Consider the following 14,495-nt stretch of genomic DNA (forward strand, 5'->3'; position numbering starts at 1 on the left):
GCAAGCGCTTAACTCCCTGCCCATCAACGCCCACCTCTCACCGCTCAGAGCAACCGTGTGATTCGTTAACCATACGTTACTTCAGACAGCTGGGGGAATCTTGCAAAATTGGCTTGGCCAGCTACTACTTAAGGTACTACCTATGACCTGATCCAGACGAAAAACCTATGGCAACCAACATACTCATTTGCGATGACTCCAGCTTTGCCCGCAAACAGATGGCCAGAGCGATCCCGACGGGTTGGGACGTTGAAGTGCATTTTGCGACGGACGGCGTGGAAGGCGTCCAGGCCATCCGCGAAGGCAGAGGCGAAGTGGTGTTTCTGGATTTGACCATGCCCAACATGGACGGCTACGGCGTACTCGAGACCATTCGCAAGGAAGACCTCCCGGCCATGGTGATCGTGGTCTCTGGCGACATCCAGCCAGACGCACAGGAACGTGTGATGGGGCTCGGCGCCATGGCGTTTGTTAAGAAGCCGATTGATGCTGCCAAGGCAGAAGCGGTACTCACCGAATACGGCATTATGACCCGGGCCTGATATGACGACTCCTCCTATTGTCACACTCAGCGACGACCAGCGAGATTGCTACCAGGAGCTGACCAACGTTGCCATGGGCCAGGCGGCTGATCGCCTTGCCCGCTTGCTCGACAGCTATGTGGTGCTTCCGATCCCGAAAGTAAACCTGATTGAAATCAGCGATTTACGCATGGCCATTGAAGGGGCCCAGGAAGAAGATGCGGTATCAGCGGTGTGTCAGGGCTTTATTGGCTCAGGCATCGCTGGTGAAGCCTTGATGCTGTTCAACGACACCAGCTTTACCGACCTCGCCCGCCTCACCAACTACCCCGGCGAACTGACGCATCAGGCGCAGCTGGAAATTCTGATGGACGTCAGTTCCCTGTTGATTGGCGCCTGTATTCAGGGCATTGGTGAGCAGCTGGAAATTCATTTTAACCAGGGCCACCCGGTGGTGCTTGGGCAGCACTGCAACGTCAATGACATTCTCAACGTCAGCAATCAAAAATGGCGGCGGACGTTGGCCATCGAAATTCACTACACCATGGAAGCGGTGAATGTTGACTGCGACCTGTTGCTGCTGTTCACCGAAGACTCCGTACTGCGACTAAATCACGTAATCGACTTCTTGCTGGATTAACTATGACGAATCCCAACATTGATCTGGGCGACATCCATTGGTTGATGGATATTCTTCAGAATATCGACGTTGGCCTGGTGGTTCTCGACAAGGAATACAACATCCAGCTTTGGAATGGCTTTATGGACAGCCACAGTGGCATCAGTCCCCAAAATGCCAAGGGCGAGAATCTGTTTACGCTGTTTCCCGACATCCCGGAAGCCTGGTTTCGCAAGAAAGCCGAGCCCGTGTTTCAGCTGAAAACACGCACCTTCACGATCTGGGAACAGCGCCCTTACCTGTTCCATTTCAAGAATTACCGCCCCATCACCGGTCGCGCAACTTTCATGTACCAGAACACCGCCATCATTCCTCTGGAGTCGATCGACCGTCAGATCCATCACATTTGCGTGATCATCTATGACGTTACCGACGCGGCACTGGGCAAGGAAGAAGCCCATAAGCTGGGCGTTGAAATCAACAAGCTGACTCGGGTTGACCCGGAGACCGGACTGATGACCACGGATGCCTGGCACGAAGAAATCAGCCGTGAACTGGCGCGAGTACATCGCTCCGAAATGCCAAGCTGCATCGCCCTACTCGATCATTCTCAGCTGGCGATTGATGCCGATGCCCTGAAAAAAGCCTATGCCCTGCTGGCAAGATCACTGCGCCAGACCGATCTGGCCTGCGTGCCTCAGTCGGGTCAGGTAGCCGTTTTGCTGCCCGCCAGCGACGAAGGGGATGTACGCTTTTTCGCTGAACGTATTCGCAAGACCATTGGCCGTCAAATCCCCGAATTCCGTAACCATACCCGTATTGGCATCGCCCGGGCGCTGGACACCTTCAACAACGCTAATGAGTGGCTGCAAGCGGTTGATGCCGCCTGCACTGCTGCGGCCAATACCGACGACCATTTGCAAATTCATACACCCGATAGCTAGGGACACTCTGAATAACTCGGTGCCCGCTCTGGATGACAGGGCGAAGCTGAGTCACGAAGCTGGTTTGCAGGCCTGACGGGTCAAGTCAAAAATCAGCGACACAGAGTCAGCAATGCCCTGCCATCCCCTTCGGGCGCGGCCTGCAGCCCGCCAGAACGGTGTTGGCGAATTTGGAAAGGGCCAGCCATTACGCTGTATTCACCGCTTTGTCCTGACAACCTGCAGGACTCGCGCAGAGCTGTGCAGAGTTATCCAGAGGGTCCCCGGAGACCTTCCAGGTCCCCAGTCGCATAACTGAAAGCCTTCATTCATGCCGCTGTCACAGCAGCAAACTAACGTCGATGTTTTGATTCAGGATGAGAAAAACATGAGCTGGTGGAAAGAAGGCGTTATTTATCAGATATATCCACGCAGCTTTCAGGACTCCAATGCCGATGGCATTGGTGACATCCGCGGTATTATTCAACGACTGGATTACCTCAACGACGGCAGCACGTCCTCTCTGGGGGTGAGCGCCATCTGGCTATGCCCCGTTTACCCGTCACCACAAGCGGATTTTGGCTACGACGTTGCCGACTATCTCAACATCGATCCCTGCTACGGCACGCTTACCGACCTTGATGCACTTATCGAAGCCGCCCACAGCCGCAATATCCGCGTCATTATGGATATGGTTCTGAACCACACCTCCGACCAACACCCGTGGTTTCAGCAAAGCCTGCTTGGTGATCAGAGCGACAAGCAGGACTGGTACATCTGGCATGAAGGCCGTCAACGCCCTACCAACTGGGAATCCTGCTTTGGCGGTTCGGGCTGGAGCTGGAGTGAACAACGTCAGGCCTGGTACTACCATTCGTTCCTGCCCCAACAACCGGACCTCAACTGGCGTAATCCAGCGGTGGTAGATGCCGTCAGAAACGTGTTGGAATTCTGGATGGAGCGCGGCATCGACGGCTTCCGGCTCGACGTGGTGAATTACTACTTCAAGGATCAACAACTGCGCAACAACCCGGTCGACTGGTTCAAGATTGCACGCCCCTACGACCGACAGCGCCACCTGCACGACAAAGACCAGCCAGAAATGCACGAAGCCCTGCAAGCCATGCGGCAATGGGTGGAGCAATACCCTGAACGCATTCTGATCGGCGAGGTGTTTACCGGCGACGAAGACAATTGCCAGCTGGCGGCCAGCTATTGTGGCCGTGATGATCAGCTACACCTGGCGTTTAATCTGGAGTTCTTGCATTGCCGCTTTGATGCCAGCGCCTTTAAACGCGCCATCAAACGCTGGAACGAAGCACTGGGCAAACACAACTGGCCCTGCTACACCCTCAGCAATCACGATGTTAAACGCCACATCAGCCGCTACGCCGCCAGTGAACGTACGCCATGGCGGGCGCGCCTGCTTGCGACCATGTTGCTTACTCTGCGTGGTACGCCGGTGCTGTATTACGGCGAGGAAATTGGCATGCCCGAGCAGCGCGTGCCCCGCAAACAACTGCAAGATCCGGTTGGCCTGCACTACTGGCCACTGTTTCCCGGCCGCGATGGCTGCCGTCGACCGATGATGTGGTCAAAGCCAAACAGCTTCACCTCAGCAACCACCAGCTGGTTGCCGGACGACGCAGAAAGCGAACATACGGTCGCCAATCAGGAATACAACCCGGGCAGCTTGCTGAACTGGTATCGCACCCTGATTTGGCTACGGCATCAATACCCCGCCCTCAGCAAGGGCAGCATGAAACTGCTGGAAAGCCACCCGGACATTCTTGCCTGGGAACGCTGCCACAATGACCAACGCATTCTGGTGCTGCTGAACTTCAGCAATCGCTATGTTGAGGTCAACATCCATCGACAGATTCTCGACAACCTGCTGGCCAACAGCCACGACGAAATTCGAACGCCCGAAGGCAATCTCAGCCTTCAGCCGCTGCAAGCACTGGTGGTGTGTTTACCGGACGATTTTCCCCAGCGGGCGGTCATTTAAGACTGATATTCGCATGCGCTCCGCCACCCAGCTTTCAAAACGGCAAGGCAGCGGGCGCAACTGGAGGTCAGCGATCAGGCGAACAGCTGGTCGCGGAAAGAATGGGACGGGTAAATGCCAAAGATACGGATATCACGGGCGAAGTAAGCCAGTTCGTTCAACGCCAACTGCATCGCCGGGTCTTGCGGGTGGCCCTGAATATCCACATGGAACAGGCTCGCTTCCATGCTGCTGCCGTCGACATAGCTTTCCAAACGTAGCAAGTTCAGGCCGTTGGTGGCGAAACCGCCCAGTGCCTTGTACAGCGCCGCTGGAATGTTCCGAACGGTAAACAGCAAACTGGTGATGTAAACCACATCCGGTTCACGCTCTTCGTGTTGATGATCACGGGCAAACACCAGAAAACGAGTGGTATTGCCCATCACATCCTGAAAGTTGTCGTGCACCACTTCCAGACCATATAGATCCGCTGCCAATGAAGAAGCAATGGCGGCGCGGCTGCGGTTGTCACCGGCGGCCAGATTCTGCGCTTCCTGCGCTGTGTCCATGGTGGCAATGGCTTTCATACCCAGGTTCACAATGCGCTGATGACACTGAGCCAGCGCCTGCGGGTGCGATGCCACTTCTTCAATGTCCATCAATTTCACGCCCGGCAGTGCCAGAAGACAGTGATTGACGGGCTCAAAATGCTCGGCAATGGCAAACAAATGCGTGCGCGGAATGATGCGGTAGATTTCCTCAACCCGACCAGCGGTCGAGTTCTCCAGCGGAATCATGGCGCGTTCCACCTGCCCACTGGTTACCAGCTCAAGCGTCGACTGAAAGTCTTCACACGGCACCGATTCCCAATCGGGAAACACCCGACTACAGGCCAAATGGGAATAGGCACCCGCTGTTCCTTGATAAGCCACCCGGCGAGCCATTGTTTACTCCTGAATTTCACGGTAACTGCCCTGTTTTGGGGTTTCGGATTTGGCTTCAAGGTCGAATGACGACACATAAATGACAAAACAAACCAAAACCGCACCAAAACGGCGCATTATTTTCATTTTAGGTGCGCATTATGCACCAGACTTCTATCAAAACCGATGGTCACAACAAAACAGTAGCGCCACCAGTCGCTGGACAGGGGCCTCCTGTCGATTTGGCCAGAATGGCAAGCATCTGGCACGCTAACTGCTTTGTTTACAAAGGATATTCCGTAAAACGCCAACGGACACTGAACCGCTGACCATACTGCAATGTGGTGCTTTTAAAAGCCCACGTTCAATGCCCAAACTCAACGCCCACACCATACCGAATGTGGTACGGCCTTGAACATTGGCAGTTGGCATCTAAACGCGCTAAACAGTGACCCAAAAGTACGAATTCGGGCCAGAGCCCCACTTCTGAATAGCTCCGCACATCTCAATGAGAACGTGGGTTATCAAAAGGGTCCTGGCCACCTACAACAGGAGAGCGTAGGCATGAACGATAGCAGTGTAAGCAGTATCTGGCCGACCAGTCACGCGCTGGAACCGGCGACTCTGGCCACACTGTCCGCCAATCGCAGTGCCTTGAGCGACCTTCCCGCGCCGTGGTTGCAACAATTTGACGACGTCTGGTTGCCCGTTGCTTGCTGGGTCGCACAGCAGAAACTTGCACTCGGTGGCGTGCCGGTCTTTGGTGTTCATGGTGGTCAGGGGTCAGGCAAGTCGACCCTCAGCCTGGCGCTGTCGAAACTCCTTAAAGCCGCACTGGGCTGGAATACCGTCATTGTCTCGATCGACGACCTCTATCTCCCTCATGCCGATCGCCAGCAATTGTCTACCGATGTGCACCCGTTACTGGCAACCCGTGGCGTACCGGGAACCCACGACGCTGCCTTGGGCATGAAGATATTCCAACAATTGAAGCAACTGGAACCCGGCGCCAGCATGATGATTCCAGCGTTTGACAAGGCTTCTGATGACCGTCTGCCGGAATCCCAATGGCACAACTGCCATGGCCCTGTAGATCTGATTTTGTTTGAAGGCTGGTGCGTTGGCTGCACCCCGGAATCGGCACAGCAGCTGGAACAGCCGATCAACGAACTGGAATCCAGTGAAGACGCCAACGGCCAATGGCGTCAGTGGGTTAATCAACAACTGAGCGGCCAATACGCTGAATGGTTTGCCATGCTGGACCGACTAATTATGCTGAAAGTACCGGGGATGAATTCGGTGCTGGAGTGGCGCGGCCAGCAAGAAGTAGAGAACCGCCGCAACGCCAAGGGCGAAGCCGATCGTAGCTTCGACCAGGCCGGCCTGATCCGCTTTATTCAGCACTACCAACGGTTAACAGAAAATGCCCTGCGAGAGCTACCCGCAGCCGCCGACCTTGTGCTAGAGCTTAATAGTGCCCACGCGGTTCATACCATCCGTTGATTCACGCAGAACAGACAGAACTCAGCCAGAGAGGAAACACCATGACCACACAAGCCTTCGCAAACAGCAAACCCGCGATTTCCCTTGTTGTAATGACCGACCTCGACGGCACCCTGCTGGACCACTACAACTACAGTACCCGCGCAGCCCGACCGGCGTTGAAACAACTGAAAGCACTGGGTGTGCCGGTACTGTTCAATACCAGTAAAACCTGCGAAGAGGTGGCCGGATTACGTCACGACCTCGACAACCTCGACCCATTCGTATGCGAAAACGGCAGTGTGATTCACATTCCGAAAACCGATGGCGAGGGCTACAACAGCGAAATTCTGGGCACCAGTTACGTCGACATCCTCAAAGTACTCAGCCAGTTGCGTAAGGAAGGCCGCAAATTTCGTGGTTTTAACGACATGCCCGCCTCTGAAGTGGCGGCGCTGACGGGCTTGTCACAGGAAAGCGCCTGGATGTCGAAGCAACGCGTCGCTTCTGAGCCACTGATCTGGAACGACACCGAGCTGGCGCTGACAGCCTTCCGTAGCCAACTGGAACAAGCAGGCCTGCAACTGACCCAGGGCGGCCGTTTCTATCACGTAATGGGCCGCGCCGACAAAGCCACCGGTCTGGCCTTTGCACGGGACTTCTATCAACACTTGTGGGAACAACCGGTGAAGATTGCAGCACTCGGCGATGGCGAAAACGACCGCGCCATGCTCGAAGCCGCCGACTTCCCGATTGTCATTCCCGGCGAGAAACAAATCCTTGAATTATCCAACCCGGCTGCCGTGACGGCCCCTTCCAAGGGCCCGGCTGGCTGGAACCATTGCATGCTGGAATTGCTTGAACAACTACAACAAGGAGCCTGAACATGGCCGACTTTTACCAGAATGGTACGATCACCACCCTGCATAATCTGGTGGACCGTCCACTGGAAGACATGGAAAAAGAGCTGCTGAGTTTTTCCCGTACTCGCCCCATGTCACTGGTATTGCCTGCCCTCTATTCAGAATTTGAGGGCCCAGCCATGGGCAACATCATCAATGAACTGGCCGAAGTGCCCTATTTGAACGAAATTGTACTGGGCCTGGACCGTGCCACCGAAGCGGAATACCAACACGTCCGCGACGAACTGAGCCGCCTGCCACAGCATCACCGTATTCTCTGGAACGACGGCCCTCGGCTGAAAAAAATCGATGCCATGTTGCAGGAAAAAGGTCTGGCACCGCGTGAAATGGGCAAAGGCCGCAACGTCTGGTACTGCTACGGCTACGTTTTGGCGTCTGGCCGTGCAGAGTCCGTTGCCCTGCATGACTGCGATATCGTCACCTACGACCGCAGCTTACTGGCACGACTGATTTACCCGGTTGCCAACCCGGGATTTAATTATGAGTTTGCCAAGGGCTATTACACCCGCATTGCCGACGGCAAAATGAATGGCCGGGTCAGTCGTTTGCTGGTGACACCAATGATCCGGGCACTGAAAAAGGTGCTTGGCCACAAGGACTATCTGGATTTCCTCGACAGCTTCCGCTACCCGCTGTCCGGTGAATTCTCGATGCGCGTGGACGTACTGAACGACCTGCGCATCCCGAGCGACTGGGGTCTGGAAGTCGGCGTACTGTCGGAGATGAACCGCAACTACAGCACCAACCGTTTGTGTCAGGTTGATATTTGCGACAACTACGACCACAAGCACCAGCCGTTGTCAGCCGAAGATGCCGCCGCCGGTCTGTCGAAGATGAGCACCGACATCTGCAAGGCCATTTTCCGCAAGCTGGCGACTCAGGGCGAAGTGTTTACCAATGAAACCTTCCGCACCATCAAGGCGACCTACTTCCGCGTCGCGCTGGATTTTGTGGAAACCTACTACAACGATGCCCGCATGAACGGCCTGGTGCTGGATCGCCACAAGGAAGAAGCCGCGGTTGAACTGTTTGCAGAAAACATCATGCGCGCCGGTGAACACTTCCTGGAAAATCCGATGGAAACGCCATTTATCCCAAGCTGGAACCGGGTGATCTCGGCCGTGCCGGATATTCTGGACCGCATCTACGAAGCGGTTGAAGAAGATAACGCCTGAGGCTTTGTGCTCTAAACCAAAACAAAAAACCGATTCAGCGATGAATCGGTTTTTTTATTGCTCTTTAAAGGCTGGTTTTAGATAAAGACTTATTTCGGATAAGTACTCAACCACATGGTTTGGTACGGCGCCAACGACAAGGCGTCACACTGCTGCACGGTATCCGTCAGTAAGTCGGTCATGTCTTTCACCAGAAAACCCAGCGCCGCCAGCGGCAGCTCCAATTGACGATCTGTGACGTTACAGATGGCGTAGATCACCTGCCCTTTATCTTCACTGGTACGTTTCAGAATGAACACGTCCGAGTTGATTTTGATCACCTGCTGACGGGCAGACGGATGGAATGCCGGCTGGCGACGGCGAATGGCGATCATCTCACGCAGTCGGTCAAACACTTCGCGCTGTGGCGATCCCGGCTTGTTCAACAGCTCATCCAGCTCTGGCTTATTCCAGATACGGCGGTTGATTGAGCGGGTACGGCCGGTTTGTTCAACGTGTGCCAGGTCGTTAGGGCTGGCTGTCAAACTGTGGATGTAAACCGCTGGAATCCCCTGCATGGCCAGCATGATGGCCTGCGAGCACAGGAAGCGATCAACCTGAAAATGGTCAGGCCCTCGACGGGTTCCCATACAGGCATCAAACAAGGCGATATTGATTTCATACGGGCTTTGGCTGCCGTCCGAGTTGGCTTTCATACTGACGAAGCCACCGAACTTGTGCATGCAATCAATCAGCTCCTGCACCTCGCGCTCCGGCAAAATGCCCTCGACTGGGCGTACGCCAATGCCATCGTGGGAAGCAGTAAAGTTCAGGTAGGTACAGTCCTTTGGCAACGGCGGAATGCTCAGCACCCAATCCGACAAGAAGTCGGCCTTGCCGCGGTTCAGCGCATGCAGCACCAGCGGCGGCAGGCCAAACTGGTACACCATGTGGGCCTCATCCGAATCACCAAAGTAACTCAGGTTTTCTACCACCGGCACGTTGGTTTCGGTAATCAGTACCACCTCCGGCGCAACGGCGTCGGTGATATCCCGCATAAGCTTCACAAACTCATGAGTTTCGTCCAGATGAATGCAGTTGGTGCCAATTTGCTTCCACAAATAGGCAATGGCATCCAAACGGATAAATCGTGAGCCCTGTTCAATGTAGAACAGCACAATCGCCATCATTTCCAGCAACACCTTGGGGTTGCCGTAATTAAGGTCGATCTGATCTTCACTGAATGTCGCCCAGACGTGACGCACCCCACGGTGCGTATGCACTGGCGTCAGCAGCGGCGTATTGCGCGGACGGGTAACCTGGCTGAGATCCTGCGACGGGTCCGCCTCAATAAAGAAATCGCTGTAGGGCTCGACATTGGCAACGTAATCCGAGAACCACAGGCTTTCGCGCGAGCAATGGTTCACCACCAGATCGGCCATCAGATCGAATTTTTCAGCGATGTGTGCAACATCCTCCCAGCTACCCCACTCCGGGTGTACCTGACGGTAGTCGATAACGGAAAAACCATCGTCCGAGCTGTAAGGAAAGAACGGCAGCAAGTGCACCGAGTTCAAGGTATCCGCCAGGTGCTCGCGGAGGAAATTAGCCAAAGTACGAAATGGCACTTCACCCGGTGCCTGAATGCTATTGCCGTAGGTGATCAGGATGACATCCTGCTCATCCCAACGCTGTTTGCGCGGTTCCTTGGCCTGACGGGTTTCCGAGAATTTCTGACACAGCCGGACGAGGTCACAGGCCACGCTGTCTGCCAGGATGTCGTTTTTGTAGATTCGGTTAAGGCGAGCCTGAAGTTTGCTTTTCAGTTCGGTCGACATGAAAAAAAGTCCTGCCCTGGTTGCAAAAAATGGGTAACTGAAGGGGACACTCTATGGAGTCCCTCAAGGAGCCTTTTAGAACCCTCTGCTTTACCCGGTGCCAATTCCGTGCCGGTTCCTGCATACCGACAATGCCGTATGGAGATTCGGGGCTTTTTGTTCAATTGCTGTTCAGTGTCTGATCAGTATTCAGTAGATTTACTCTGCCAACGAAAACCCATTGGGCCCGCAAACTAAAACCACATTGAAAACTGTGCTCTGAAACGGGCATCAATCTGCCAAACAACAAGTAATGCACCACAAAAGTGCAGAAAGCCGCTTATACCGTTCTGTAAATACTTAATGGCACCTGCGACTGCACCAGTACGGTTCGCACAGGCATCGCCGCTATGTTCTGGCTTTCACTGGCATCACAGGCTTGCTCGAACACGGCGTTCTTCTCAGCCCCTTCGAAATGCAAAAACAACCGCTGGCATTGGCTCAGCATAGCCCAAGTCAGCGTGATTCTCGGGATTTCGATCGAGCGGTCGACCACCGGACAACTCCAGGCACTGGCCGACTCGTTCAAACACTTATCCAGCGCTTTCGAGTACGGAAACCACGAAGCCGTGTGTCCGTCCGTGCCCATACCAAGTACAGCGACGTCCAACCGGCTAATTTGCTCATGCAGCCGGTTTTCACATTCCATAAACCCATCGACCGGTGATTCTGCTGCCGTTTTCAGCGGCAGAAAGTAAGCGGCTTCGGCACGGGATTTCAGCAGGTGACGTTTCACCAGCGCAGCGTTACTGGCCTCGTTGCGCTCATCCACCCAGCGGTCATCGACCAAGGTAATCAGCACTTTTGACCATTTGATGTCCTGTTCGCTCAGCAACTCAAAGAATCGCTTTGGCGTACTGCCGCCGCTGACCGCCAGACAGGCACGGCCCTTTTCCGCAATGCGCTCTGCCAACTGGTCCGCCACGGCTTCGGCCAACTGCCTTGCCAGAATTTCACTGGAATCGTATCGGTTGTCGCTCATAGGTTCCTCCGCTGTGCTCGGTATCGGACGTCAGCTGTTTTCAACCCACAAACGCCCATCTCTGGCCAGAAGCAAAGTCGATGCCGCCGGGCCATAGCTACCAGAGGTATAGGGCTCCGGACGCAAATCCACTTCCTGCCAATGGCTGATAATAGGATCGATCCAGCGCCAGGCTTCCATCAGCTCGTCGTCACGAACAAACAAGGTGGCATTACCGCACAACGCGTCGAACAATAGTCGCTCGTAGGCTTCGGGGACCCGGGCCTTGCGGTGATTCGCCGGGTTCAGGCTCAGGTTCATCGGCCGCACACTCATTCCCGGTCCGACCCGTTTCTCACACAGCATTAACCGAACACCTTCGTCTGGCTGGAGGCGGAACACCAGTTTGTTGGCCATGGTGTTCTTGTGCTGGAGCGGGAAAATCGAATGAGGGATTTCCTTGAAGCTGACGACAATTTCGGTCGCACGCTCCGCCATACGCTTGCCCGTGCGCAAATAAAACGGCACGCCTGCCCAGCGCCAGTTATCAATCTCGACCTTGGCCGCAACAAAGGTTTCCGTGTTGCTCTTGTGGTGAACGCCCGGCTCATCCCGGTATGGCGGCACAGGTGCACCATCTGAGACACCGGCGTCGTACTGCCCCCGTACCACGTTACGATTGATGGCCTCACCGACGATTGGCTTCAGTGCCCGCAATACCTTGACCTTTTCATCACGAACCGCATCAGTTTCCAGTTTCGACGGCGGTTCCATGGCAACGATACACAGCAGCTGCAACAGGTGGTTCTGGAACATGTCACGCATGGCCCCCACTTGCTCGTAAAAACCTGCCCGCTTTTCTACACCAATGGATTCTCCAATGGTGATTTCAATATGGTCGATGTAGTGCTGATTCCACTGGCTTTCAAACAGGGAATTGGCAAACCGCAGCACCAGCAGGTTTTGCACGGTTTCTTTGCCCAGATAATGATCGATGCGGTAAATCTGACGCTCTTCAAAGAAACGCGCAACGTCGTTATTAATGGCTAAAGCCGATTCCAGATCGTGGCCGATTGGTTTTTCGAGCACCACTTTGGTGCTTTTTCCGATCAAATTGGCATTGGAAAGCCCCTGACAGATGGGCGTAAACAAATCCGAACCTGTTGCCAAATACACCACCCGGTTGACATCGTCGTCAGAGAGCAAGCCCGCCAGTGCGCCATAACCGTCGACATCACTGGCGTCGAGGGTGGCCGGTGCCAGAAATTCAGAAAAGCCCTGCCATTGGGCTTCTTCGAGGTATTCCGTTGCAACGTGGGTTTTCAGTGCCGCCAGCACAGTATCCAGAAATGCCTGCTGCTCCAGAGGCTGGCGCGTGACACAAAGAATTTTGCCCGCTGGCAGGCGGCCATCGCGATACAGCAGGTACAGGGCTGGCAGCAGCTTACGCTGGGCCAAATCTCCCATACCACCAAAGATGACCAGTTCGTATGGGGCTTCAATCTGCATAGTTATCTCCCGATGATTGTTCGTTTGAGCAGCGCCATGGACCTGCTAAGTGATCCATACTCTTTAGTATAGAAACCTAATGGTCGATATCTGACAACGAGTCGCAATCAAGTTTGACCAATCTGAACACTTTCAGTGCAACCAGCAGGCTCGAGTAGCCAAATAAAAATATCTCAAGGGACTATTTTTAAATCCTTACAAAACTTGGGCATGACACCTGCATCGTCAAACCTGCATAATCCTTTGCCACACGAAGTGTAAGTTTGTGTTTTCCAAACAGGTACTTTTGGGACATTGCGCATCTGACGCAACGGATCGTCTCAAAGTTGACACAAATATTGCCTAGTGTTTTGGAAAACAAGTATCGATGACGACAGAAGGATCGACCCCCATGGTTCGTAAATGTTTATTTCCCGTTGCCGGCTACGGCACCCGCTTCCTGCCTGCCACCAAGGCCATGCCAAAAGAAATGCTGCCAGTGGTAAACAAGCCTCTGGTGCAGTACGGCGTTGAAGAAGCCAGCGAAGCTGGTATGAAGTTTATGGGTTTCATCACCGGTCGTGGTAAGCGCGCTATCGCCGACCACTTTGACATCAGCTACGAGCTGGAAAACGAAATTCGCGGTAGCAGCAAGGAAGGCCTGATTCTGCCAATCCGCAAACTGATGGAAGAAAACGACTTCGCGTACACCCGTCAGAACGAAATGAAAGGTCTGGGCCACGCAGTACAGTGCGGCCAATACCTGATGGGCGATGAGCCATTCGGCATGATTCTGGCCGATGACCTCTGTGTTGCCGACGAAGGTGATATCGGCGTGATGGCACAGATGGCACAGATTCACGAAAAGTACGGCTGCTCTGTGGTTGCCGTTCAGGAAGTTCCTGAAGACAACATTCACAAATACGGCGTGATCGCTGGTGAAGAAATCGAGCCAGGCGTGTTCCGTGTTAACAACATGGTTGAAAAACCAGCCAAAGAAGATGCGCCAAGCAACCTGGCCATCATCGGTCGTTACATCCTGACTCCGGACATCTTCGCCAAAATCGAGGAAACCGGTGCTGGCATCAATGGTGAAATCCAGATCACCGACGCTCTGTTGAAGCAAGCTCAGGAAGGCAACGTGATCGCGTACAAATTCCGCGGCCGTCGTTTTGACTGTGGCAGCATCGAAGGCTTCGTAGAAGCCACCAACTACGTTTACGAAAACATCTTCAAGAAAGCGTAAGCGTCGTTTTTGCCCCTGCATCGCGCAGGGGCAAAAAAATCTTAAAAAACAACAACTTTAGTGTTGACAGCATAACTCCCCAGCCGTAATATGCGCCCCGTCGTTGAGAGACAGACATTCCCCGATAGCTCAGTCGGTAGAGCAGTAGACTGTTAATCTATTGGTCGCTGGTTCAAGTCCAGCTCGGGGAGCCACTCTTCTTTCAGCAATAGTTCGGGGTATAGCGCAGTCTGGTAGCGCGCCTGGTTTGGGACCAGGATGTCGGGAGTTCGAATCTCTCTACCCCGACCAACATTTCTTACGACCGTCCGGTCAAACCTTTCTCTCGTTAGTTTTATTGATCTGCATTTGTGTTTAGAAGTGCCAGTTGTAACAAACCCACCTTCTTAAT

At 54.1% G+C, this 14,495-nt stretch carries 12 protein-coding genes and 2 tRNA genes; 10 read left to right on the forward strand and 4 right to left on the reverse strand.

Going from position 1 to position 14,495, the window contains the following annotated elements; all coding sequences use genetic code 11:
• The first annotated feature begins 167 nt into the window (after window positions 1–167).
• From G516_RS25010 to G516_RS21295, 4 genes are all read left to right on the forward strand, one after another.
• A complete protein-coding gene (locus tag G516_RS25010; protein WP_028292920.1) occupies window positions 168–542 on the forward strand; it encodes a response regulator in 375 nt (124 codons plus the stop codon).
• Window position 543: 1 nt separating this feature from the next.
• The gene (locus G516_RS25015; RefSeq protein WP_036534841.1) at window positions 544–1,161 is read left to right on the forward strand and encodes a hypothetical protein; all 618 of its coding nucleotides are present in this window, start codon (window positions 544–546) and stop codon (window positions 1,159–1,161) included.
• A 2-nt stretch (window positions 1,162–1,163) separates the two neighbouring features.
• The gene (locus tag G516_RS0106160; protein WP_028292922.1) at window positions 1,164–2,084 is read left to right on the forward strand and encodes a GGDEF domain-containing protein; all 921 of its coding nucleotides are present in this window, start codon (window positions 1,164–1,166) and stop codon (window positions 2,082–2,084) included.
• A 367-nt stretch (window positions 2,085–2,451) separates the two neighbouring features.
• Window positions 2,452–4,071, forward strand: coding sequence for an alpha-amylase family glycosyl hydrolase (locus tag G516_RS21295; protein ID WP_036534987.1), 1,620 nt, complete (start codon window positions 2,452–2,454; stop codon window positions 4,069–4,071).
• A gap of 74 nt (window positions 4,072–4,145) precedes the next feature.
• Here the strand turns inward: G516_RS21295 and G516_RS0106170 are convergent, their stop codons facing one another.
• Window positions 4,146–4,994, reverse strand: coding sequence for a prephenate dehydratase (locus tag G516_RS0106170; RefSeq protein WP_028292923.1), 849 nt, complete (start codon window positions 4,992–4,994; stop codon window positions 4,146–4,148).
• Window positions 4,995–5,537: 543 nt separating this feature from the next.
• Here G516_RS0106170 and G516_RS21300 point away from each other — a divergent pair.
• Genes G516_RS21300 through G516_RS0106190 form a run of 3 tightly spaced genes read left to right on the forward strand, consistent with a single transcriptional unit; the run spans window position 5,538 to window position 8,553 of the window.
• A complete protein-coding gene (locus G516_RS21300; RefSeq protein ID WP_211225070.1) occupies window positions 5,538–6,476 on the forward strand; it encodes a hypothetical protein in 939 nt (312 codons plus the stop codon).
• Window positions 6,477–6,517: 41 nt separating this feature from the next.
• Window positions 6,518–7,339: an HAD-IIB family hydrolase gene (locus G516_RS0106185; RefSeq protein WP_036534846.1), complete on the forward strand. Its 822-nt coding sequence runs from the start codon at window positions 6,518–6,520 to the stop codon at window positions 7,337–7,339.
• A gap of 2 nt (window positions 7,340–7,341) precedes the next feature.
• Window positions 7,342–8,553 carry a glycosyltransferase family protein gene (locus tag G516_RS0106190; protein WP_028292925.1) on the forward strand — a complete coding sequence of 404 codons (1,212 nt, stop codon included), beginning with the start codon at window positions 7,342–7,344 and terminating at the stop codon, window positions 8,551–8,553.
• Between the two features lie 89 nt (window positions 8,554–8,642).
• Here G516_RS0106190 and G516_RS0106195 read toward each other — a convergent pair whose 3' ends face one another.
• The 3 genes from G516_RS0106195 to zwf all read right to left on the reverse strand — a co-directional run bounded on the left by G516_RS0106195 (window position 8,643) and on the right by zwf (window position 12,879).
• Window positions 8,643–10,370 carry a sugar phosphorylase gene (locus tag G516_RS0106195; protein WP_028292926.1) on the reverse strand — a complete coding sequence of 576 codons (1,728 nt, stop codon included), beginning with the start codon at window positions 10,368–10,370 and terminating at the stop codon, window positions 8,643–8,645.
• 319 nt (window positions 10,371–10,689) lie between these two features.
• Window positions 10,690–11,391, reverse strand: a complete 702-nt coding sequence (gene pgl / locus G516_RS0106200) for a 6-phosphogluconolactonase (protein WP_028292927.1) — start codon at window positions 11,389–11,391, stop codon at window positions 10,690–10,692.
• A 30-nt stretch (window positions 11,392–11,421) separates the two neighbouring features.
• A complete protein-coding gene (zwf, locus tag G516_RS0106205; RefSeq protein ID WP_028292928.1) occupies window positions 11,422–12,879 on the reverse strand; it encodes a glucose-6-phosphate dehydrogenase in 1,458 nt (485 codons plus the stop codon).
• A gap of 391 nt (window positions 12,880–13,270) precedes the next feature.
• On the opposite strand from zwf, the gene galU reads away from it, so the two are divergent.
• From galU to G516_RS0106220, 3 genes are all read left to right on the forward strand, one after another.
• Window positions 13,271–14,104 (forward strand): UTP--glucose-1-phosphate uridylyltransferase GalU, encoded by an 834-nt coding sequence (gene galU, locus G516_RS0106210; protein ID WP_028292929.1) that lies wholly within the window; start codon window positions 13,271–13,273, stop codon window positions 14,102–14,104.
• A 118-nt stretch (window positions 14,105–14,222) separates the two neighbouring features.
• Window positions 14,223–14,298, forward strand: a tRNA-Asn gene (locus G516_RS0106215).
• A gap of 20 nt (window positions 14,299–14,318) precedes the next feature.
• Window positions 14,319–14,395 (forward strand) — tRNA-Pro (locus G516_RS0106220).
• The last annotated feature ends 100 nt before the right edge of the window (window positions 14,396–14,495 follow it).

It is taken from the genome of Oceanobacter kriegii DSM 6294, assembly GCF_000422845.1.
Taxonomy (GTDB): Bacteria; Pseudomonadota; Gammaproteobacteria; order Pseudomonadales; family Oceanobacteraceae; genus Oceanobacter; species Oceanobacter kriegii.